This is a genomic window from Rhodococcus sp. G6(2025) (assembly GCF_058628105.1).
This window is the reverse complement of sequence record NZ_CP179750.1, coordinates 1892925-1916986: the sequence shown is the minus strand read 5'-3', so window position 1 is coordinate 1916986 and position 24062 is coordinate 1892925. Positions and strand designations below refer to the sequence as shown.

Below are 24062 nucleotides of genomic sequence, written 5' to 3'. Positions count from 1 at the left end.
TCAGCCGCTCAGGGCCGACCCGACCACCCTCAACACCCCAGGTGACGTCATGTGCCAATGCGCACTGTCGACGAGGCGGTTCCGGACAGCGCCCGTCACGTAGGGCTCCCAACTCGCTGCCGCCGCGGATCCCGTCGGATCGTCCCGGCCGGCAGTGAAGAACGCGACGTCACCTCGAAAGACGCCCGGGGTGTGGCGCTCGAGCAGCGCGCAGTTGTGCGCGGCGCTCTCGATCAGCCTGTGGAGTTGGTCGCGGCTGAGAACGGCCGTGGGGCCGCCCGTCGCCGCCAGTAGGTCCACCGCCGAGTCGGGTGTCATGTCCGCAACGGCCGCCGGCACGTCCGCATCGACGCCGAGTCCCGCCAGCAGGTCGCCCGCGCTCAACGGCATCTCCGTGTCCCTCGGGTCCGGCTGCTGCGCGTAACTGTCGAGCATCACGACGGTCGCCACCTCGTCACCCGCAGCCTGGAGTTGCACCGCGACTGCATGCGCGAGGACTCCGCCGAGCGACCAACCCAGGAGTTCGTACGGCCCGCGGGGTTGGATCTTGCGGATCTCCTCCACATACCTCGCCGCGAGATCGTCGATCGACGCCGGCGGCGAGTCCTCGCCTGTGATCGCCGGCGACTGAAGGCCGTAGATCGGCCGTTCGGGATCGATCCTGGACGTCAGACCCGTGTAGCACCAGGCGAGACCCACGATCGGGTGGATGCAGAACAGCGGCCGCCCCTCCCCTGCCGACCGGATGGGGAAGAGCACATCGAGCGCCCCGTCACGGTGCCGATCGGCCGAACTCAACCGTGCCGCTATCGAACTCGGGGTCGGATCCGTCATCACCGTCTGCAGCGGAACCGCAACACCGGTGGACGCCTCGAGCGCACTCACCACGCGGACCGCCAGCAGAGAGTTACCGCCCAGCTCGAAGAAATTGTCGTCCGCGCCGACCCTCTCGATACCCAGCAGCTCCGCGAAGGCGGTGGCCACCGCGACCTCGGTGTCCGTCACCGGGGCGCGGAACGCCCGGGGTTCGAACCGCGGCTTCGGAAGCGCACGCCTGTCGAGCTTCCCGGCCGACGCCAGGGGCAGCTCGTCCAGAACCATGAATTGTGACGGCACCATGTACGCGGGTAGCCGTTCTCGGGCAGACGCCGCCAATGCGTCGGTATCGATCCGCCGGCCCTGTTCCGCCACGACGTAACCGACGAGGTGGTCACCGCCACGCTCGTCCGAGACCAGCGCCACGGCGGCCTGGGACACCCCCGCCGCCGCCTCCAGCACCGACTCGGTCTCCCGGAGTTCGATTCGCAGTCCACGCAACTTGACCTGGAGGTCCGTTCGGCCCAGGTACACCAGCTGACCAGTTCGGGTCCATTTCACGAGATCGCCTGTGCGGTACAGGCGTTCCCCTCCCCGGCCGAAGGGGTCGGCTACGAATCTTTCCGCGGTGAGCTCGCTGCGTCGCACATAGCCGCGGGCCAGTTGGTCGCCGCCGAGATAGAGCTCGCCGGCCACACCCACCGGAACCGGACTCAGCCGTGCGTCCAGCACGTACGCCCGGGTGTTCCACACGGGCGCACCGATCGGCACTCGCGCATCCACGGATTCGCCCAGCCTGAAGGTTGTCGTGGTGATCGCCGCCTCGGTAGGACCATACGTATTGTGGAATGCGCCCGGACGGAGAGCGATCACGTCCTCCGCGAGCTCGGACGACACCTCCTCGCCGCCCACATGGAGGTGCCGTAGCGAGGACAGGGCCTCCCCCTCACCGATCGCGAGGAACGCGGCCAGGACCGACGGCACGAAATGCATCATCGTGATCCGGTGCTCGCGGATGACCGCCGCCAGATAACCGAGGTCGCGATGCCCGCCGGGCCGCGTCACCACCAGTTGGGCACCCACGATCAGGGGCAGGAAGATCTCCCACACCGAGACATCGAACGTGTACGGAGCCTTGAGCACTCCGCGGTCGTCGGCGGTGACCTCGTACTCCTCGGCGAGCCAGCGCAACTGATTCACGATTGCCGCGTGGCTGACGGCCACGCCCTTGGGGCGTCCCGTCGATCCCGACGTGAAGAGAACGTAGGCGGTGTTCTGCGGCCGCAGCGGACGCACCCGGTCGGCATCGCAGATCGGGTGCGAACCGAACCCGGACAGATCGACGGTGTCGATGTCGACGCGTGCGATACCGGCAGGCAAGGACACGCGCGTCCACGACGTGGTCAACACCAGATCCGTTGCTGCGGAGCTCAGCACGTCCTCGATACGCTCCGCCGGATGGTCCGGGTCGAGGGGCACGTAACCACCGCCGGCCCGGAGGACGGCGCACATTCCGACGATCATGTCCGGCGAGCGCTCGAACGCAAGCGCCACGAGGGAGTCCGGGCCCACTCCACGCTCGACGAGCAGCCTCGCCAGGCGGTTGACGCGCAAGTCCAGCTCGCCGTACGTCAACGCATCGCCCTCGAAGACCACGGCAACAGCACCTGGGACGCGGGCCACCTGAGCATCGAGAAGATCGACCAGCGTCGCTGCGCCCAACTCCACGTCCGTCGAATTCCACGTGTCCAGCATCCGGGCCGTCTCGTCGTCCGTCAGCAAGGACAGCTCGCAGACCCGACCTCCCGATTGCGTTGCGAAAGCCTCCGCGACGCGCACCAAACCGCTGGCGAACCGATCCGCCGTCTCCGAATCGAACAACTCGGTGGAGTACGTGAGCGTCCCGGAGACACCGGCCGGGTCACCGTTCGCGTCGTAGCTGTCCGAGAGCGAGAAGTCGAGATCGAACTTGGTGACCTGCGCATCGATGTCGAGCGGCGCGATGGTCAGTCCCGGCAGTTCCAGCGCCGCCGCGGCCTGGTTCTGAAATGCGAGCATGACCTGGAACAGCGACGAATACGATTGCGAACGAGCCGGGTTCAGAATCTCGACCAGCCGCTCGAACGGCACCTCCGCGTGGGCCAGCGCCCCGAGATCGGTCTCGCGGACCTGGTCCAGAACGTCGAGGAGGGAGGCGCCGGGATCCACCTCGGTACGCAGTACCAACGTGTTGACGAACATGCCGACCACGTCGTCGAGCACCCGTTCACCGCGGCCAGCGACCGGAGTGCCGATCACGATGTCCGAGGTCCCCGTCAGGCGCGCCAGCAACACCGCCAGAGCGGCGTGCATCACCATGAACAGGGTCGTATTGTGTTGTTGTGCAATATCACCGAGACGTCGATGCGTGTCGGCACCGATGGTCACGGGGACGACGGCACCCCGGTTGATGCGCGTCGCGGGCCGGGGGCGGTCGGTCGGAAGCTCGAGGAACTCGGGTATCCCCGCGAGTCTGCGCGTCCAGTAGTCGATCTGCGTCGCCGCCAGTGATTCCGGGTCGCCTTCGTCGCCCAGCACCTCCCGCTGCCACAGCGCGAAATCGACGTACTGAACCTCGAGCGGTGTCCACCCGGGACGTTCGCCCCGCGACCGCGCCAGGTACGCCGCCGCCACATCCCGCGCCAGCGGCGCCATGGAGAAGCCGTCCGCGCTGATGTGGTGCACCACCACGACCAGGATCAGTTCGTTGTCGCTCACCCGCAGCAGTCGCCCACGGATCGGGACCGACGCCGAGACGTCGAATCCTCGTGCGACGACCGAGAGTACGTGGGCGTCGACAGCGTCTTCGGCGACGATTGTCGGGGACAGATCCAACTCCACAGTTTCTGCGGGCATCACGATCTGCAGCGGCTCGCCGTCGTGTTCCGGGAACACCGTCCGGAGAGATTCGTGCCGTTCCAGCACGTCGTGCACCGCCTGCTGCAGTGCGGGCACGTTCAGCGCTCCGGTCAACCGCACGGCCAGGGGCATGTTGTAGGCCGGGGATGCCGGGTCGAAGTGGCTCAGGAACCACATCCGCTGCTGCGCCGGCGACAAGGGAATGCGTTCCGGTCGAGGCCGCCTCGACAGGACCGGGCGGTTACCTGTACCCAGCACCGAAGACACCTGCTCGGCAAGCGCCTCCACCGTCGACGCCTCGAACAGCATCCGGACCGGCACGTGCGCGTTCAGCGCCTCACCCAATCGGGCGGCCGCCTGCGTCGCGATCAGCGAGTTACCGCCCAGTGCGAAGAATTCGTCGTCGAGCCCGACCTGTTCCACCGCGAGCACCTCGGCGAAGACGGCGACAACGGCCTCCTGCACCGGCGACACGGGTGCCCGGAAGACCCTCGACTCGAGTACCGGCGCCGGCAACGCCTTCACGTCGATCTTGCCCGAGGGGTTGAGAGGAAATGCGTCGAGCACCACGACTGCGGCAGGCACCAGATACGACGGCAACACGTCTTCGAGTCTCTTGCGCAACAACTCGACGTCGAGGGACCCGCGGGGCACGACATACGACACCAACGCGTCGGCACCGGCCGCGTTGGGCCGGGCCACCGTGATCGCACCGTCGACGTCGGCGACCCGGGTGATCACCGCGTCGACCTCCCCCGGTTCGATGCGGACGCCACGAATCTTCACCTGCCGGTCCACTCGAGCGATGAACTGCAGATTGTCGTCGGCGCGGCGATGCACCAGGTCGCCGGTCCGGTACATGCGGGTACCGCCCGCACCCGCAACGAACCGCACCGCGGTCCGCCCAGGATCACCGACGTAGCCGCGCGCCAGTCCGGAACCGGACAGATACAGCTCGCCGATCGCACCGACGGGAACCGGGCGCAAGCGGTCGTCGAGCACCCGACCGGTGGTGCCGGTAATCGGTCCACCGATGGTCACGTGGCGCTCGACCGCGGCGAGGGTGGCGACGACGGTCGACTCCGTCGGCCCGTACGCATTGAGCATCCGCCGGCCGTCGCTCCATGCCGCGGCAAGATCGGGATGCAGAGCCTCTCCGCCGACCGCAACGACGTCGATGTGCTCGAGCCCGTCCGTGCTCAGAGACGCCAGCACTGCCGGTGTCGACAGATAATGGCTCACCCGGTATTCGACGAGCACTCGGTGCAGATCCGGTCCCGCATACACCTCGGCGGGGGCGACCACCAGGCAGGCACCCGAACCGAACGCGAGCAGCGCCTCGAGGAGCGCGGCGTCGAAGGTGGGGTTGTAGGCGTGGAGCACCCGCGAGTCCGACGTGACCCGGTACCGACGCACCGCTTCCTCGGTCAGCGAGGACACACCGCGGTGGGGCACCATCACCCCCTTGGGCGTACCGGTGGAACCCGACGTGTAGATGACGTACGCCACCTCGTCCGGATGCACCGGAACATGCACCGGAGCCACATCTTTCAGATACTCGCCCGCGGTGACCGGCAGCCACGCGATCCGCGAACCGCCCACCGACATCTCCCCGACGCCGACACACACGTCGGCCTCGGTCAGCACCCTCTCCAGACGCTCCGCCGGATGTGTCGGATCCACCGGGAGGAAGGCAGACCCGGTCTTGGTGATGGCCCACAACGCAATCATGAAATCCACCGACCGCGGCAGGGCGAGCGCGATCACGCGGCCCGGCCGCGCACCTGCGTCGATCAGGACCCGCGCCAACGAATCGGATCGCGCGTCGAGGTCACGGTAGGTGAGGGTCACGGCACCGTCGGAGAGCGCCGGCACGGTCGGGAAGTTGCGGGCAGTGCCGGCCAGAATCTCGGAAAGGGTTCTCGGTTCGGAAGGTTCGCCGCCGTCGAGGACTGCGCCGGCGGCGAGGCCGATGCTGCCCACGTCGATCTCGGGGCGGTCGGTGACGACGGCCAGCACGTCCACGAACAACTCGGCCAGCGATCGAACGGTCGCGGCGTCGAACAGCGACGGCGTGTAGGTGACGACACCGTCCACTCCGACCGGGTCGTGATCCGACCAGCGCTCCGAGTACGTGAAGGCCAGATCGAACGGCGTCGGCGTTGTGTGGTTCTCCGAGGTCGGTGCGAGCGCCAGCGACACCTGCGGTCGCTCGCCACCGAGCAGGTCGGCCAGGGCCTCGATCGGCACGTCCGCGTCCTGGAAAGCCGCAACATCGAAGCTGCGGACCTGCTCGAGGACCTCGAGGAACGACATGTCCGGGGTGACGCTGGCCCGCAGCGCCACCATGTGGGCGCGATCTCGTGTCAGCCCCGCATTGCCGCCGATGACGATGTCGCGGTGAACACCGATGCGTGCGAGCAGGATTGCGAGAGCCGCCCGCAACACCGTGAACAGCGTCACGCTCTGCTCGCGCGCCAACCGCAGGGCTGCCTCGTGGCGATCGGAGCCGATCGCGAACTCGTGCACGCAGTCCGACGGGGAGATGGCTCCCCCGACTACCCGATCGGTCGGCACCGGCGACGACGACCCGACGCCGCGCAACGCCCGCTGCCACCGGGCGAGGCTGCTGTCTCCGGATGTCCCCGGCAGTCGCTCCAGTCGCCCGTCGAGATACCGCCCTCGGTCCCCGGTTCGGTACATCCGTACTCCCCCGGCTCCCTCCGTACCCTCGGGCACGAACGGGTCTGCCACGAACCGTTCGGCAGTACCCCCGGGCCGACGGTGGAATCCTCGGGCAACCTGCTGCCCTCCCACATACAGTTCCCCGACCGTGCCGGGCGGAACGGGCCGCAACGCCCGGTCCAGCACGTAGATGCGGGACCCGGCATCCAGTTCGGCGGGTTGCGCAGGCTCGCGGTCCCGTCGATCGCGCCCCACCGTCCCGCCATCGACGAGTGGATCCCAGATGTCCGCCACCACGGCGTCGCAGTCGTTGCCCGACCATGCCAGCACATTCGCGTGGGTCACCGCGACCGGTTCCGAGCCCACGGGGCAGAGCACATAGGCAACGCGGTCGGGGTGAATCGGTTCCGACTTCGACGCGGTGACGTCGCGGTCGTCATCGTTGTTCAGCTCGACCTCGTCGAGCAGCACTGTCGGATATCCGCCGTGCGGGATCGCTCCGGCATCGGCACGACTGATGAGCAGCAGTGTCGGCACCACGTCGGCCAGCATGTACCGGATGCGTTCGGTGGGATGGTCGGGAGTCAGGGGCAGGCAGGTTGCGCCCGCCCGCAGCACGGCGATGTGCGCAACGACCTTGTCGACCCAGTTCGACAGTCCGACAGCGACAATGCTCGAATCTCCGATTCCGGACGCTCTCAGTGTCCGCGCCAGCCGGTCGGAGCGACGGTCGATCTCGGCATAGGAGAGCACCTCCCCACCGCAGCTGACGGCTGCGGCGTCCGGGCGGTCGGCAACTCGTTGCAGAAAGACCTCGGGCAACGACATGCCCCGGTGCGTTGAATCCCTCGTTCCACCGATGGCTCCGGCCCGCTCGTTCGGCGTCAGCAGGTCGATCGAGCTCAGCGCAACGCCGGGGTTGTCGGCGACCACCACGAAGAGCCGGTGCAGCCGCCGCGTCCATTGCTCCACGGTCTGTTGCTCGAAACGAGATGCTGCGTAACGCAATACCCCCTCGATCCGGTCGCCGTGGCCGTCGACCCGACCGCGCAGCGATACCACCAGATCCAGGCCGTCGAACTCCCGCACCGGCTCCGCTTCCACCGACAGCATCACCTGGAAGAGCGGGTGACGATCCGGCGAAAGCTCTTGCCCGACAGCATCGACCACCTGCGCGAACGGGACCGCACCGTGCGCACGTGCAGCCTGCTCGGCGCGGTGGGTTTCGACCAGGAACTCCTCGAACGTCAGACGTGGATCCAGTCTGCTTCGCAGCACCAGAGGGTCGGAATCGTGACCGTCCCGTCCGTCGGCGCAGTCCGGCAGGACCGCTCCGATGGCGAGGTCGTCCTCACCGCTCACGACGGACGACAACACGGCCACGGCCGCGTGCACGACCGTGAAGAGCGAGACCTCGTGCCGGGCCGCCAGGTGGTGCACATCCCGGCACACGGCGGGATCCACGGCGAACGGAACCACACCGGTGAGAGCCCCGGAGTTCACCGAGACTTCGTGGTCCACCGGCAACGGCAGGGAACTCGGCAGACCCCTGAGCTGCCTTGTCCAGTAGCGCAATTCGCGTTCATACGGCGCGGGAATCGGCAACGCGGATCGATCGACCTTGCCGCTGGGGGTGAGCGGCACCGCATCGAGAACCGTGACCGTCGAGGGCACCATGTACGCCGGCAGCCGCTCCGCCACGCCGGCGAGAACGTCGTCCGGATCCAGGCCGGTGCCGTGAACGTAACCATCCACCACCAACTCACCGTTCCGGTCGTGTGCCACGGCGATGGCCGTGTCGACACCCGGATGCCGACCGAGGATTGCGGTGATCTCGCCCAGTTCGACCCGGAATCCGCGGATCTTCACCTGATCGTCGGCCCGGTCCACGAATTCCAACTCGTGGTCCTTCGACCACCGGACGAGATCGCCCGTCCGGTACATGCGTCGCAGATCGGTCGCGAACGGATTGGCGACGAAACGAGTCGCGCTCGCACCCGGCCGCTCCAGGTATCCGCGGCCCACTCCCGGACCGGACAGGTACAACTCGCCCACCACTCCGGCCGGCACGGGCTGCAGGAAACGGTCCAACACCACTGCGGACACACCTTCGATCGGTCGCCCGATCGTGGTGCGGGAACCGGGGACGAGTGCGTCGGTGGCCGTGGCCCACACGGTCACTTCCGTCGGACCGTACAGGTTCAGCACGGTGCGCCCCACGCCCCACCGCGCCACCAGTTCCGGCGGGCAGACCTCACCCGCGACGGCGAGTACCTCGAGATCGGTCAATCCAGCCGGATCCATCTGCGCTGGGACGGCCGGTGTGGTGGTCCAGTGGGTGATCCGCTCCCGCTGCAGCAGCTCGGCGAGCGCTTTCCCTCCGCGCACCGGCGGCGGCGCGATCACCAGCGTCGCGCCCGCCGTGACCGCGACCAGCAACTCGTGAATCGAGGCGTCGTACGAGGGCGACGCGCACATCAGCACTCGCGAGCGGGAATCTGCTGCGTAGAGACGACGCAATGCGGCGGCGTGATTCGCAAGTCCCCGATGGGGCATGGTGATACCGCGAGGCGCCCCGACCGAGCCGGACGTGTAGATGACATACGCCGCGTTGTCCAGCCTGATCGGGTGTGCCAGTTCAGCATCGGCGACAGGTGCGCCGTTCCCCGGCGCATCGGCCACATCCACCCACTCGACACCGGGAGGCACCACCTCCGGTTCCGTTGCGACAGCGATGGTGACGCCTGATTCGTCGATCATGTGCGCGATGCGTTCGGCCGGATAGTCCGGGTCCACCGGAACGAACGCCGCACCGCAACGCGCGACGGCCCACACCGCGACCACCTGTTCGATCGAGCGGGGCAGCATCAACGCAACGCGGTTGCCGACGCCCACACCCTGCGCGAGCAGTCTGCGCGCGAGCCGATTCGATCGCTCGTGCAGAGCGCGGTAGGTCATCTCGACATCGCCACAGCGAACGGCAACCGTGTCGGAATCCACTGTCAGGTCGAACATGTCCGGAAGGGTGAGCGACGACACCGAGGGAGGGCCGGTGAGAGGCACGAGCGCCTCGAGTTCTTCGTCGGTGAGCAAAGGCAGGCTGCCGACCGCCGCATCGGCATCCGCGCCGACGAATCCGCCCAGATACTCCAGAAATCTCTCGTGGTGTCCCGCAAGTTCGTCTCGTTCGTACACCGCCGGGTTGCCCTCGAAGTCCACGCGCACGTTCTGGCCGGCGGCACCCGGATAGATCGCCACCGCAAGGTCGTCGACCGGGCCGGCAGTGAGAACGTTCAATTCACCGAGTACCTCACCCCACCACGTCTCGGTGTGGAACATCATGATGTTGACCATCGGCCCGAAGCCGCGGCCGACGCGGGAGGTCGACCGCATGTCGTGGAGGATGTCTTCGTACCGGAAACGTTGATGTCGCAGCGCACCGGTCAGTTCCAGCTGGACACGGCGCACCAGGTCGTGGGTATTCGCGTGCGCATCCACCGCGATCCGGAGCGGAACGATGTTGGCCACACTGCCGCCCGAACGGCGCGCGCCCGCGGTGGTGCGAGCAGACACCGGGAGACTCAGCACGACATCCGAATTGCCCGTCATCCGCGCGAGAAACGCGGCGAACGCCGCGACCACGATCGGTACCTCGAACGAATTCCACTCTCGAGCGAGTGCTTCCAGCTCGTCGACGACGCCGGGATCCATCACCTTGCTGGCGAGCAACGACACAGCCGACGGGGCGCTCTCCCGGTCGGTCAAACGGGAGGGCTCGGGCAGGTTCGCCGTTCGTTCGGCCCAGTACTCTCGGTCGATCTCGAATCGGCGGGACCGCGGGTACGCGTCCTCGGCCTCGTACAGTTCGCGAAGCGGCAGGGCCTTCGACGCAGGAGCTTCGGTGCGCTCGACCGCGTGCGTGTAGAGCTCGGCGACCCGATTCATCAGCACCATGGCGCCGTAGCCGTCGAGGATCAGGTGGTGCGCGAAGGTGGTGAGGAAGTAGTGGTCACGGCCGACGTGCAGCAGTGTCGCCGAAATCAGCCGGTCCCGGTACACCGACATGGGGCGGCGTCGCCGCTCGTCCATCCATCGGTGCGCGTCCGCCACGGGATCTTCACGGGACCGCAGGTCGACGTAGGCGAGTTCGTCGTCGATCGTCTCGTCCGCCAACTGGTACGGCTCACCCGCGTAGTCGACGATCCGAACCCCGGGGGACTCGATGTCGAACGAGCCCTGCTCGGACGCCCACTTCAACGCTCCGACGTCCACAGGCCCACGCAGCTCGACGTACTGCGCGACGAGAATGGGGACGTTCGGTTCCAACTGCTGCGCGAACCACAGTCCCTTTTGGGCATGCGAGAGCGGGAATGCACGTGAATCCACGTCACCTGCAGTCTTGCGCGGGAACCCCGAGCCCACTATCTGTCCCCCGATCTACAACTTTGACGAACAGCCCGAAAGCGGGCCGTATACGTATGGGTGTTGCAGAGGAAATCGTTACGGTGACCCTACTCGCAGTCCCAGCTCGTGCGCAGCGCTCGTGCGGCGGGTACCCGTGCCACCACCGAACAGGAACATGACGACGCTTACCCTTACTCTTTGATAACCGGAACAGACACGGACACTGGAGGATACGACAGGTTGGCGCAAGTCCACGAACTTCGCAGAAAACGGGAGTGCGGCAGCGGAAACCGTCATCATGACACGACCGGCAGTAGTCCTGCGCATTCCTCCCGCGACTGGCAGTTCAGCTACGCGACCAGAAACCTTATCCTCGATAGCTAGGAGCAGACCTGAATGGACGCGAAGTCGCCCAACAACTCCCACAGCGACGGTTCGATACCAGCTGAGGCGCCGACGGCGCCGCGCCGATGGACCGTACGCCGGCGCGTACTGACCGGTGTAGGCGTTGCCGCCGTCGCCGTCGTCGCATGGTTCGGCTTCTCGGCCTGGCAGGTCCAGCACAACCTCACCGGCGCGCGGGACAACGCGCAGCTCGCGAAGGATTCACTGCTCGACGGCGACACGGAGGGCGCCCAGCGAGCGGCGGCCGAAGCCCGGGAACGGGCGGAGGGTGCACAGGACAACCTGCACTCGGTCCCGTGGAGTTCCCTGGCAGCCGTGCCCGGCGTCGGAGCCCCGTTCGAATCGGCGCAGCAGATGTCCGACGTCGTAGTCGGGCTCACTCGCGACGTTCTCACACCCGCGGTCGACGTCGGCGTCGCGTTGTCACCCCGGGATCTGATCGGCGAGGGCGGCAGCGTACAACTCCAGCCGCTGCGCGACGCGGCCCCGGCGCTGCAGGAGACATCGACTGCAGCGCGGAACCTGGCAACTCAGGCACAGGGCATTCGAGGCGCGGGATACGTCGGCCTGGTGGACGATGCGCGGACCGAGTTACAGAATCAGACCGACGACGTGGCAAAACTTTTGGAAAACACGACGATCGGCGCCAAAGTACTTCCGGCCATGCTGGGCCTCGACGGCCCGCGGAGCTACTTCCTCGCGTTTCAGACCAACGCGGAGGCACGCGCCACCGGCGGACTCGTCGGCGGTTACAGCGTCATCCGCGCCAGCGACGGAAAGCTGGGCATCGAGAAGCTCGGCAAGAACACCGAAGTGTCCTACGACAAGCGACCTCTCGATCTCGGCCCCGACTACAAGAGCATGTACGGCAACTACAATCCCTCGGTCGACATCCGAAACAGCAACCTGAGCTCCCACTTCCCGTACGCCGGCCGGATCTGGCAGTCGATGTGGGCGCAGGAGTCGGGTGAGCAGGTGGACGGAGCAATCGCAACGGATCCTGTGGCACTGAGCTACGTCCTGGCCGCCGTCGGCCCGGTCACCCTGCCCGATGGGGAGGTTGTCGATGCCGGAAACGTCGTGGAACTGACCGAATCCACCGCGTACACCCGATTCATCACCGACGAGGCCAATTACCACGCCGACAACGCCGACCGCAAGGAATACCTGCAGACCATCGCCGGGAAAGTCGTCGAGAAGATGACCGGCAAGATCGAATCACCCCAGCGACTTCTCGACGCGGTCGGGAGGGCCGCCGGGGAGCGACGCATCGCCGTGTGGAGTGCGCATCCGGAAGAGCAGGCGATTCTCGCCGACACCACGCTGGGATACACAGTGCCCCAGGATCCCGCCCCGTACGCAGGCGTCGTGATCAACAACAACGGCGGCAACAAGCTGGACTACTACCTCGAACGCGAGATCGACTACACCGCCGGCGACTGCACAGGTGACACACGTGCGACCGCCGTTACAATACGGCTGACCAACAACACCCCGGACACCAAGTTTCCGCGCATCGTCGCAGGCACTTTCAAGGACAAGCCGCTGCCATACGGCACCAACCTCGCCATGGTGTCGCTACTGTCCACCAACGGCGCGACCCTGACGAAGGCGAGCATCGACGGCAAGCAGTCGTTCACCATCCAGGGAAAGGAGCTGGGTCACCCGATCTTCACGGTCCCCGTCACCATCCCGAAGGGCGCGACCGTCGAGTTGCGATACGAACTGAACGAGCCCACTGCACCGGGTGCGGCGCGAGTGCCGGTCCAGCCGCTCATCGATGATCCGAAAGTGACCGTCAGCGTGCCGAACTGTGGAGGGTGAACGGGATCATCCCCGTTCGGAACTGTGAGAGGCGGGCAGGGCGGATTCATCTGCGGCCCCCTCTGACGAGGGTCTGCTACGCGCACCGAAAAGGCTTCGTTGCCGCACCAGGAGAGACAGCGTGTAGTAGACGCAGGACGCCAGGACAGCGACGATGGCCATCGTCGTCACCGTCCTGGCGTTCCCCAGAAGTATGACGGCCACGACCTCCAGGAACACTGCGACAAGGCCGATTACGCTCATCAGATGTGCCCGCCCGAGTGACACGGCGGCCTGAACGTTCACGGTCGCCGAGGAAAAGAAAACGACCCCGAAGGTGAGTATTGCCGCCAGAGGAACCGATTCGGCATAGTCTCCCCCGAACAGCAAGGGCACCACCCAGACGGCGGCACCGCTCCACACCACGCCGAAGCACAGTGCCCCCGACAAGACCGACAGGGGAACCCGAACAGAGTTCGTCAAGAGTTCGTCGCGCCGCTTCCCACCGCTGATTCGCAAGCCGACAGAGTGAACCAGGGGAAACGCTACGAAGGCATAGCTGAACGCGACCACGTAGACGCCGGTGGCATGCCCGCCGAGGAACAGTGAGCACAGAAGCTGGTCCACCCGGATGAGCAGCACATCCGACACCTGTCCGGGGAGGGACTTCAGCGCGTACGTCCAATCGATTCTTCGGTCCTGGCGACGAGGTCCCCTGCCGTACCGAAAAATGGCCGCGAACTGAGCGAGCTGACTCACGATATAGACGATGCAGACGGTGACGATGTCGATCCGGCCGAGAACTGCCAGGCCGCAGATACCGAGTCCGGACAGGCCCGCACCGACGATCTGATACCTGGCGATGATGTTCGTACTGCCCTCGCTCACAGCCAGGGAGAGGATCGTCATTCGCACTGCGCCGAAATACGACAGCGCGAGCAGGACGAAGATCGCACCCACTTCGCCGGGAGAGAGGCCACTGAACCAGATGTAGACCGCCACAGCACTCATGACCACCGTCACGACGAAGATCACCGGGTTGGATCGCGCGGCCGCCGCCCTCGCGGTCGCCACGTCGGATCCCTCCGCGACAAGTCTTCTCGCAGCGGCCGGTGTTCCGATCGACGCAAACACCGGGATGACCGCAACGAGAATCAGGGCAACACCGAGGTAGCCGCGGTCGGTGGGCCCGAGAGCGCGCGCCAGAATGGGGCCGGTCACCAACTGAACGAGCAGTGGCGAGTACTGGCCGGCCACCAGCACGGCGAGTCGTCTGTCGGCAAGCACCTTCACCTCAACCGACCTCGAGCAGCGCGCTGAGCATCCTGTCCGTCGAAGCCGCGCTGGCATTACCGAGTCGTCTGCCCACATCGACCAACTCGCGAGAGTCGAAGCGCTCGGTCGTATCGACGCCCTCCACGATCGCCGATGCGGAAACTTCGCGCACTGCCGAATCGGGAGCCCACGTCGCCAAGTATTCGGACAACTTGGGGATACGGTCCAGACCGACCACGGCCGTTCCATAGGCGATCGCCGTGATACTTCCATGCAGGCTCGTGCCCACGTAGCACTCCGCCGACGCGATCTCCGCTGCCACGTCACGAACATTCGCCGGTTTGACCAGTCGCACCCGGTTCGTCGTCCTCGACAACTGCCGGTACAGGCGCCGCAGGGCGGTGAGATCCGAATGACCCCCTGCCAGCCCGATCGCCAGCAGGCTGATCTCGTATCGCTCCGACAGGGCGCGGAGTTGCGTGACGACCTCGTCCTCGTGACCCCGCAGCCAATGTCGCGAACATTGGAAGACCAGCGTCCGCGACCGCTTCTGCGTCGCGGGGAAGAGCCTGTCGATGACGGCGGCCGAGTCGGGCGCCAGATCCGCGTCGATTCCGTGAGAGCGCAGGATGTCGACGCTGGAATTGTCCCGCACGCTGAGGTACTTGCTGGCGCGGAGCGAACCGAGAACCCGGCTCCGATCATCGCCGGACAGGGAATCGACGCTCGTCGCACCGACCGCGTTGTACACCACGGGCATCTGCCGGCTCGTCGCTGCGTCCGGGACCAACGGCAGGTCCCATATTCCTCCCGCGAGGGTGCGGCAGACCCTCGACAGGTGCCTACGCGGAACGGACCGATGGAGAGCGGCCACCGCGAGGTCGAATCCGCTGGGGATCGAGTGCCGGGTCAGGTCGTACCAGGTCGCGCTCAGGACCTCCCCGCCGGCGACGATGCACCCCGTCGGGGGTTGCTCCGTGAAGCGTCTGCGCAGATCCCTCGCGCTGCCGGAGCGAGCGGTACCCCACCCGTCCCCCTGCGCGCCCCACAGCGCATAGTGCGACAGCGTGCCGCCACTCAACTCCGCCCAGCGGCTGTCCAGCACCAACGGGAACAGGAGGTCACCGTAATTGAATCGGTCGAATGCGCCGACACTGACCACGTTCGGTGGTGTCACTGTTCTCTCCGCAGCTTCATGGACACGTGGCGACGTCTGCTCGTGCGTCACTGCCGCACGCGGGCATTCGCATCACAGTGCACCGTACAACACCTTGGAATAGCTCTGGCATACCTGATCCCACGTGTAGTGGGTCCGCTGACGCCGTTCGGCAGCGACACTCAGTTCATCCATCAACGCATGATCCGACAGCACTCGATCCATCTCATACGCGATCTCGCGGGAATCCGGCTCGACGAAGGTCGCGGAATCCTGCAGAACTTCACGGTTGTACACCGTGTCCCGCGCGACGATCGGTGATCCACACGCCATCGCCTGAACCAAGGCCGGATTGGTCCCACCGACGCTGTGCCCGTGGAAGTAGGCGCCGGCGTGCTGCCACAGGGCGAAGAGCTTGTCGTCGTCGCTGACATGACCCAACCAGTGGATTCGTTCGCTGGTCGCGGCCAAACTCTCGGCCCTGAGATCGAAGTCACCGCCGTAGCCGGAGGAACCGACGATCACGACGTCCCAACGTTCGCTCAACTCTCTCGCCGCATCGAAGAACTCACCCACCGTGTTCTCCGGCACGAAGCGTGCCACCATCAACGCATAGGAACGGTGCGGGAATCCCTCGACCGGATCCAGATCGTCGGGCAAGGTTCCGCCGTACGGGATGAATTCCCCCGTGCGGCCGAACCCGTCGCGCCACCGCCTCTCGATTTCGTGGGAGTCGTAGACGAGTTGGTCGCCGAATCGGGCAGTGAGTCGGGCGCCGGTCCGGAAGGCGGCTTTCGCTGCTTTCCCCCACTTCTCACGCTCCCACTCGATTCCGTCGACGTTCACCACCGTCGGAATTCCTCGCGCTTTCAGAAGCGGCAGCCAGTACCCGTTCGCCACGTTCATCACCAAGGCGACGTCGGGACGACGCCGGGATGCGTCGAGGCACGACGTGAGGCCGTAGGACAGGGTGCTCAGCGATTTGGACTCGACACCCCTCGTCGTCGCGCACTCGACGCGGAAGTCCCTGAACGGGTCATCGGGCTCGGTGCTCCCCGCACGCCCGTACACGGTGACGTCCCAGCCTTCGTCGGCCAAGTACGGCGCCAACCTCCGCACCAGGGTCTCGAACCCTCCGTAGTAGCTGGGATAACCCCGGGTTCCGATGATTGCGACCGAGTTGCTCATATTCTCTCGATTCCTGTCGTCTCGAGTGCGGACGGGTGTTCTTCGACCACGTTCTGTGCTGCTTCCCTTCCCGTTTCGCCTTCGTCCCGAGACGATGGACGAAGCAGCGACGCCAGAATGATCCACACGACGCTGAACCAGAACATGCTCGTGAGAGTCGCGGCCGCGATGAACGTCGCGGCGATGGCAGCGGCGATCGGCCGCCGGCGCCACGGCACGTGACGCCACACCACCGCACCGAATGCACTCAGAATCGCCAGGCCGACAATTCCCGCGTCGTACAAGATCTGGACCGGAAGCATGATGATGTGCCCTGACACGCCGGGCGACCCGGGTTGTTCATGGCGAAGGCCGAAGGTATTGGTGCCGTTACCGAACCAGAGGTGAATACCCTGGATGTCCTCCGCGGCTTCTCGTGCGACCGCCATGCGGAATCCAACCGTTCCACCGCTGAAGTCGATGTCCCCCAGCTTGTCCTGGGCGGGGCGCGATGTGTCGGTGCGCACCTCGGGCGCGGTCTCGTGACGGCTCGGCGAAGGCCGTTCCGTGCCGATGTCCGGAAGGACGGTCGCGGCTCCATAGGCGACCAGAACTCCGACGACGACGGCAACAGGGCCGAAGGTGAATGCTCGCAGAGGAGTGGGGTTCCGGCGGCGCCGCACAAGTTCGTAGCCAACGTAGACGGCCAATCCCATCACCATGCAGAACACCGCTGTGCGGGTCTGGGATGCGATCAATCCCAAGGGGACCGTCACCGCCGCCGCGATCATCCAACGCCGGTCGGTACCCTTCCGGGCAACCAGCAACAGGGTCCAGAACACGAGGATCGCGGCGTAGATGTTCGCTTCCGTGGCAGACAGCCGGGTGACGTAGACGTCGTAGAGCGAATCGAGATTGGTTCCCCAAGACACACCACCCCCGGTTCGGTTGGCGATGAGATACATCGCGAAACCGGCGAAAGCCCAGGGAACGACGAATCGGATCCCGATGTTCTCGGCCCACACCGCTCGGGCGCCGAGCGACATCAGACCCGCCAGCAACAACAGATCGATGGTGAGCCAGCCCAGAATCGCCACACTCTTGCCCAGACTGGGCGAAAACAGAACGGTCGACACCGCATTCCAGGCGATGAATGCGAGAAACGTCAGCACGACGGGATGCCGCAGTGTACGAAGGAGATCGAGTCGGGAACCGGGGTTGACGATCAACCAGCCCACGAACCCCACGGGTGCCACCTGCTCCCAGCGCACGGTGAAACCCGCAACATCGAACGAGTAGCGACCGAGAAACGATGCGGCGACAACCGCGCACACCAGCAGAAAGGTGACCACGTCGTTGCGGCTGCGAGGTGCGCTGAAAAGGTCCGGTGCCGACACCTTCTGATCCGGCCCGCTCGTCACAGTGAACTCCTGCTCTCGCTCTCGGATGTCATCCGAGCGGACGAGACCGCCAGAAGGTCCTGGGCGAACACACGAAACTTCACCGATTCGGCGCCCCAGTCGTTCTCCTGGTCGGACTCCGAGCCCGCGCGCAGTTTGTAGGCGGCGGAACGCGCGAACAGACCTCCCGCGACTGCCCATTTCCAACCGATGTTCTGCAATCGCGTGCGAGACAGGCGCAGCTTGTACAGGTCGTACATGTTGACTACCCAGGCCGAGTTGGGCACCCGCGACACCGTGGGCGTCGTCGAACTCTCGCCGATCAGATGAACCCCCGTTACCGAGGGCACCGTGACGACCCGCTCACCAGATTCCTTGACCCGCAAGCAGAACTCGATATCTTCCGCGTACATGAACCACCGACGGCTCAGTCCGCCCAATCGCATCCAGGTCTCACGTCGCACCAGCATGCACGCACCGGACACCCAGTCGACGTCCCTCGGATCCACCGACGAGTGCCGTTTGAGGAGATACAGCCCTTCGACGAGCGGCGAATACCCTGCCAGTCGTGAAAGGCCGGAATAGTGGCACAGCACGCGCCACAGATCCGGTTGCCTGCCACACTCTCTGATAGCGAGCCGTTCCCCCGGTTTGTCGAGCAGCGGCGCGACTATGCCGATACTGCCGTCGGCATCGAGGGTCCGACTCAGCGCGAACACGCTCTCCGCGTCGACAACGGCATCGGGGTTCAGCAGAAGCACGTGTTCGCCCCGCGCCTCCGACACTCCTCTGTTGACCCCGCCGGCGAATCCGAGGTTCTCTTCACTTCGGATCACCCGGGCGCTCGGACACACCTCGGATACCCTGGCGATCGTGTCGTCGATCGAATTGTTGTCGACGACAATGATGTCCAGCTCGGGACCGGATCCGAGCGCAGACAGGCACTGTTCGATGACGGCAGCGCTGTTGTACGTCACGATCACGACCGAGATCGTGCACCCGTCACCGCGCGCCTCTTCCGGTGCGCTCATGTCCATATCTCCTTGCCGATCTCGTCACGGAATCGGCGCACGCCGAACTGTGCCTCGAATCTCCGCCGCGCCTGGTTCGCGCGTTCCGTCGCGTCTTCGATCGAAAACTCCTCGAGCGCCTGCCGCCACGCCGCCACATCACCTGTGGGTACGAGACGCCCCACGTCGTCACCGATGATCTCGGGCAGACCGCCACTGTCACTGGCCAGCACAGCGCGTCCCGCCGCCATCGCCTCGATGGCTATGGTCGGCAACGGATCCGGCTTGATGCTCGGCACCAACACCAGATGTGCCGCATCGAGGTACTTGCGAACATTGTCGGTCTGACCGACTATCGACACGCTGTCGGGGCGTTCGAGTCGCCTTACGCGATCAACCACGTCGACAGACGCGCCGTTCAGGGGCGGCGCCCCCAGGACGATCAGTTCGATGTCCGACCGTTCGAGACCGTCCCACGCGTCGAGGAGAACATCGTGTCCCTTCCACGTGTTCCACCTGCTCGCCACCAAGCACACAAGCCGCTCGTCGACGACGAACGGTGTCGGTTCCGGCAGCTCGAAACCGTTGTAGACCACTACCGATCGGCGGTCGAACTTTTCGGGCAGCGGAAGGCGGACGGCGTTGCTCACGCACACGATCCGTTGCGCGAACGACATGAACGGAGTCACGAAGAGCGCTGTCTTGCGATCCAGGAATTCGTGGAGATGCAGCACAGTTGCCGCACCGATGAGCCGCGCCAACGGCAGCATCAGAACCAGTGCCGACGTGTTGACGTACATCTTCGACGGCCGCGCACGCACCACGGCGCCCGCTGTGCGAAGGAAGCGTCCGACCAGTCCGGGGAGCGCTCCGAGGCGGAGATACGAACGCCGGATCACGGGAAGTGGCATCCTGCGCACCGTATGCCCCAACTCGGCCAACGCAGTCGACAGCTCGTTTCCGGGATAGTCGACGTCGGTCGGAAGCCACACCTCCACGTCCCAATCACTCGGAACTTCGGTCAGAGCTTCCAAGAAGACCCGGTCGGCCCCGTACATCTCGTCGGAGGGATGCACTGCGATGAGCTTCTTCGGACGTCTCACGGTGCGGCCTTGCCGGGCGCGAACCTGACCCGCACCATCAGTACGCGCCGTCACTCGCCACCACAGCCTTCAGGGTCTTGGCGATGATCAGCATGTCGCCGACCATCGACCAGTTCTCGACGTAGGACAGATCCAGACGCACCGAGTCCTCCCACGACAGGTCCGAGCGTCCGCTCACCTGCCACAGGCCGGTAACACCGGGCTTCACCAGGAGTCGGCGATGCACCTCGCTCGCGTAGGACTCGACCTCGACCCGCAGGGGAGGTCTCGGTCCCACCACACTCATTTCGCGTCGCAGCACGTTGATGAACTGTGGCAACTCGTCGATGCTGAACTTGCGCATGACGCGGCCGACACGGGTGACACGCGGATCCTCCCGCAGTTTGAACAGAACTCCGGCACCGTCGTTGTGCCCGCTCAGGGTCGCGCTGTGCTTGTCGGCGTCGTCCACCATCGACCGAAACTTCAGCATCGGGAACGGCCTGCCATCCATGCCCATTCGTTCCGATTTGTAGAACACCGGCCCTCGACTCGTCAGCTTGACCGCCACCGCCGCGACAACCATCACGGGACTCGCCAGCACGAGCGCAACAATGGCAAAGATCAGATCGAACGACGTCTTCCCGAATCGCTTCGCGCCGTGATAGCGCGGCTTCTCCACGTGGATCAGAGGCAGACCCGCGACAGGTCGCATCTCGAGGCGCGGCCCGGAGACGTCCATCATTCCCGGAGCGACCACCATGTCGACGTCCAACTGCTCGAGGTCCCACACCATTTCGCGAAGCCCGTGATGGCCGAGATGCTCGGTCGCCGTGACCGCGACGGTGTCGGCACCGGATCGCTCGATCGCATCGACGACGTCGTGCTCGTCGCCGAGGACCGGAATCGACCGTCCGTCCACGGTGATCGTGTCGTCGGACGACCGGTAATGAGCTGGGATACATACCCCGACCACGGTGTACCCGTCCGCTGTTCCACGGTCGAAGGTCCTTGCGAGGTTGCGCACGGAGTGTTCGCCTCCGACGACCAACACCGATGTCTGGCACAGCCCGCGCGCACGCTTGCGAGCGAGGACGCGGCGCCACATCCAACGGGTCAGCAGAAGACCGAGTAGACCCGTGGGGAATGCGATCGCCAGGTACAGCCGTGCCAATTCCAACTGCAGGAGGAGCGCTGCGATCGCGATGAGCCCGAACAGTCGTAGCGTCGCGGTGGCGATGCGTCGATACTCCTCCGGGCCACTCCCGACCACTCGTGGGGATCGCACGTGAAAGACGGCGAGCATGGCGAGCCACGACGCCACGAGAGCGACGGAAATCAGACCGTAGCTCACATTGCTCAGAGTGCGCGAGTCGACAAGAGACCCGGGGCCTCCGAAGCGCACCCATTGAGCCAGAGCCACCGCTGCCACCACGACGAGGGTGTCGGTGAGGAGAATTCGCCTGATGTACACGGCCAGCCAGTGTCGGCGTGCGACCCCTCGTTGCGCTGAAACCGCCGCAACGCTGTGAACAGCTGAAGATCTCTCCACAGTCGAGTTGAACGTCGCCATGCATCCCCTCCACTGTCGAACCGACCGTCGGCAGAGTGTGATGGTCGAGTCGGCCGTTTCACGACAGCGGATCTCCGGACGCGGACAGTGCCGTCGTCACCAACGAGCAAAAACCAGAAGTGCCCCGAGCACCGCCATGTAGATAGACGACTTCGAACATTCACAACGAGTGTGGACGCTATCAGCGCGATTCCGTCCTGTCTCATCCGCACCGGCGACAGGAGACCGTGCGGTCTGCACTAAATACGGACTGAGCAGCGGTTATTCGCTCCTACAATTGGTTCGGGGACAGTCCTTTTCGGCAAACTGACCACAGGTGTTCGGGCAGAAGGATTTTCACGCAGTCAAGTCCGCATCAAGGCGTCTTCGCGCACTCGAAGTCCTGCCAACACTCGAATTGCATACCCAAAGTTGGCGATTGCGAGACGTATGCGATCCCATCACCGAATCGAAGATCAATTTTCACGAGCCAGCACCGAAATTCGGTGACTGACTCGAGAATTCGAACGGTCCGGCATCGACGCTCTCCCGTATCACGCCCCGCCACGGTGGGGCGCGGCCGACGCACCGACCTGTGGCCGCCCCATTCGCGCCCGAACGCGGGCGGTCACCTGCCAGATCAAGGTCGTGTCATGGACGCTGATGCACGGCACGCCGAGCGCACGGGCGCGCTGAACGGCAGCCGACTCCTTCGGCGAACAACGGCCGTCCAGGATGTCCTCGGTGACGATGACGCAGAGCACGTCACCCTCGAGTTCGCGGATCGGTTCCATTCCGTTGAGGGCCACCCATTGCCGGACCATCGCCCACTGCGATACATCGTTGTAGCGGGTGGGATTGCCGACGAACAACACGCGGCGAGACCGCCGGGCTCGGGCGACCTCGATACTGGAGATGGGTGACATGCCGAAGGCTCCTGTCCACGTGAACGGCTGATCCCGGTACGGGACAACTCTCTCCCGGCGCGGCGCCGACGTCTGTCCCCCGATCAGGCGGTGCATCGGATGAATCTCGACTCCCCCGGTCAGGGGACACCCCCGCACGTGAGTGGCACAGTGTGCTCGGGTGCGCATCGGCACTCACATGGGAGGTTGCATGATCACTGTTCTGTGCCGCCGCGGAATCGGTGAGGATCGGGGCGTCAACATGCTCACCAACACGACACAATTGCTGGATCCCGTGCGGTTCGTCGTCAAGCAGGTTCCGTGGGAGGCGAGCTACGGACCGGTGCCCGACCCGGGTGGTTCAGCGTTCGACAAGGCGCTGTCCGAAGGACGCACACTCCTGTTGCGGATGATCGCGGAGGACCCGAATCCCGTTGTTCTGCTCGGCTACTCGGGCGGCGCCGCGCTCGCCGGCAACGTGGCGGCCGAGGTGGGACGGGGCCAGCACCCCGCCCTGGATGTGCGTGGGGTCGGACTGATCGCCGATCCCCTCCGGCCGGCGTCTCCGGACCTGCCGGGGTGGGGCATCGCCGGGCAACGCCCGATCACGGGGATGCCCGTGTGGCAGATCGCCGACCCACTGGACGCCATCTGCTGCTGCCCGGGCAACTCGCCGCTGCGCACGTTCGCAGACCAGTCGGCGGCCTTCTCACTCGCCGACCCGGCGGCATGGGTGACGGACCTCCTCGACCGGCTCCGTACCCGCCGGTGGCAGGCGGTGATTCTGAACTGGTGGCGCCCGTGGACGGTGTGGCAGCAATACGCCGAGGCCATCGACGACGTGAACGGCTACCTGTTCCGGGGCGACCACACCAGTTACCGGGTGCGGCTCGCCCCGGGCACCGACCGGACCTACTGCGCGCTGCTCGCGGATCGCGTCAACGAACTGACCGAGTGAGTGTGCCCGCGCAGGCGGAGTGCATCAGGGATTCTCCGGTGTCTGTTCCTCGTTTCCCGGCGGATCCTCGCCCTCGGCCTCGGGATCTTCTCCCTCGACCGGCGGCTCGGTCTCCTCGACCGGCGGCTCCTCCTCGGCCACCGGCGGTTCCTCTTCGACCACGGGTGGCTGCTCGGATGCGGGTGGCTGCTCGACCGCCGGCGGAACCACTGCAGGCGGCGGTACCACCGGCGGCGGTTGCTGCTGGCCTGCGACCGGAGCCTGCCCACCCCCGCCGGAACCGCCCTGCCCGGTCCCCGACGAGCCGCCGCCGCCTCCGTTCGACTCGGGCGCGACAGCCGGCGGTGCGAGCTCCGACGTCGGCGGAGTGGTCGTGGCGGCGGCGGGTGTCGCCTTTGTTGTCGAGCTGGACGTTTCGGATGTCGGCGTCGGTTCGCCGTCGGACCCGCAGGCCGACAGCGTCAGGAGCGCACAACTTGCCGCGATAACCACCGAGCGTTTCAAGGACCGTCTCCTTCGTTCGAGTATCTATCGATCGAACGGAAC

Annotated in this window: 12 protein-coding genes; 2 read left to right on the top strand and 10 right to left on the bottom strand. The window is 65.7% G+C overall.

What is annotated here, in order from left to right:
* Complete coding sequence (locus ACLIVD_RS08765; RefSeq protein WP_491932286.1) at positions 1-10785, bottom strand: amino acid adenylation domain-containing protein; 10785 nt, start codon at positions 10783-10785, stop codon at positions 1-3.
* A gap of 414 nt (positions 10786-11199) precedes the next feature.
* Between ACLIVD_RS08765 and ACLIVD_RS08760 the strand changes: the two genes are divergently transcribed.
* Entirely contained in the window at positions 11200-13032 is a 1833-nt protein-coding gene (locus ACLIVD_RS08760) for a DUF4012 domain-containing protein (protein WP_491932285.1), read from the top strand.
* A 6-nt stretch (positions 13033-13038) separates the two neighbouring features.
* On the opposite strand, the gene ACLIVD_RS08755 is transcribed toward ACLIVD_RS08760, so the two are convergent.
* The 8 genes from ACLIVD_RS08755 to ACLIVD_RS08720 form a co-directional block, all read right to left on the bottom strand.
* The gene (locus tag ACLIVD_RS08755) at positions 13039-14304 is read right to left on the bottom strand and encodes a lipopolysaccharide biosynthesis protein (RefSeq protein ID WP_491932284.1); all 1266 of its coding nucleotides are present in this window, start codon (positions 14302-14304) and stop codon (positions 13039-13041) included.
* 1 nt (position 14305) lies between these two features.
* Positions 14306-15463, bottom strand: coding sequence for a polysaccharide pyruvyl transferase family protein (locus ACLIVD_RS08750; protein ID WP_491932283.1), 1158 nt, complete (start codon positions 15461-15463; stop codon positions 14306-14308).
* Positions 15464-15535: 72 nt separating this feature from the next.
* Positions 15536-16630, bottom strand: coding sequence for a DUF1972 domain-containing protein (locus ACLIVD_RS08745; protein WP_283333429.1), 1095 nt, complete (start codon positions 16628-16630; stop codon positions 15536-15538).
* On the bottom strand, positions 16627-18030 hold the full coding sequence (locus ACLIVD_RS08740; RefSeq protein WP_491932282.1) for an O-antigen ligase family protein: 1404 nt from the start codon (positions 18028-18030) through the stop codon (positions 16627-16629). Before ACLIVD_RS08740 ends, ACLIVD_RS08745 begins: the two co-directional genes overlap by 4 nt.
* Positions 18027-19040, bottom strand: coding sequence for a glycosyltransferase family 2 protein (locus ACLIVD_RS08735; protein WP_491932281.1), 1014 nt, complete (start codon positions 19038-19040; stop codon positions 18027-18029). The genes ACLIVD_RS08740 and ACLIVD_RS08735 overlap by 4 nt, the downstream gene beginning before the upstream one ends.
* A complete protein-coding gene (locus ACLIVD_RS08730) occupies positions 19037-20122 on the bottom strand; it encodes a glycosyltransferase family 4 protein (RefSeq protein ID WP_491932280.1) in 1086 nt (361 codons plus the stop codon). Before ACLIVD_RS08730 ends, ACLIVD_RS08735 begins: the two co-directional genes overlap by 4 nt.
* A gap of 37 nt (positions 20123-20159) precedes the next feature.
* A complete protein-coding gene (locus tag ACLIVD_RS08725) occupies positions 20160-21674 on the bottom strand; it encodes a sugar transferase (RefSeq protein ID WP_317567866.1) in 1515 nt (504 codons plus the stop codon).
* A gap of 533 nt (positions 21675-22207) precedes the next feature.
* The gene (locus tag ACLIVD_RS08720) at positions 22208-22579 is read right to left on the bottom strand and encodes a hypothetical protein (RefSeq protein ID WP_491932279.1); all 372 of its coding nucleotides are present in this window, start codon (positions 22577-22579) and stop codon (positions 22208-22210) included.
* 190 nt (positions 22580-22769) lie between these two features.
* On the opposite strand from ACLIVD_RS08720, the gene ACLIVD_RS08715 reads away from it, so the two are divergent.
* A complete protein-coding gene (locus tag ACLIVD_RS08715) occupies positions 22770-23516 on the top strand; it encodes a hypothetical protein (protein WP_491932278.1) in 747 nt (248 codons plus the stop codon).
* A gap of 24 nt (positions 23517-23540) precedes the next feature.
* Here the strand turns inward: ACLIVD_RS08715 and ACLIVD_RS08710 are convergent, their stop codons facing one another.
* Positions 23541-24020, bottom strand: coding sequence for a chromosome condensation regulator RCC1 (locus ACLIVD_RS08710; RefSeq protein ID WP_283351722.1), 480 nt, complete (start codon positions 24018-24020; stop codon positions 23541-23543).
* Positions 24021-24062: the final 42 nt, after the last annotated feature.

Coding starts and splice junctions, on each gene's coding strand:
- ACLIVD_RS08760 (WP_491932285.1), top strand. CDS start 11,200: ATGGACGCGAAGTCGCCCAACAACTCCCACAGCGACGGTTCGATACCA.
- ACLIVD_RS08745 (WP_283333429.1), bottom strand. CDS start 16,630: ATGAGCAACTCGGTCGCAATCATCGGAACCCGGGGTTATCCCAGCTAC.
- ACLIVD_RS08735 (WP_491932281.1), bottom strand. CDS start 19,040: ATGAGCGCACCGGAAGAGGCGCGCGGTGACGGGTGCACGATCTCGGTC.
- ACLIVD_RS08725 (WP_317567866.1), bottom strand. CDS start 21,674: ATGGCGACGTTCAACTCGACTGTGGAGAGATCTTCAGCTGTTCACAGC.
- ACLIVD_RS08720 (WP_491932279.1), bottom strand. CDS start 22,579: ATGTCACCCATCTCCAGTATCGAGGTCGCCCGAGCCCGGCGGTCTCGC.
- ACLIVD_RS08715 (WP_491932278.1), top strand. CDS start 22,770: ATGATCACTGTTCTGTGCCGCCGCGGAATCGGTGAGGATCGGGGCGTC.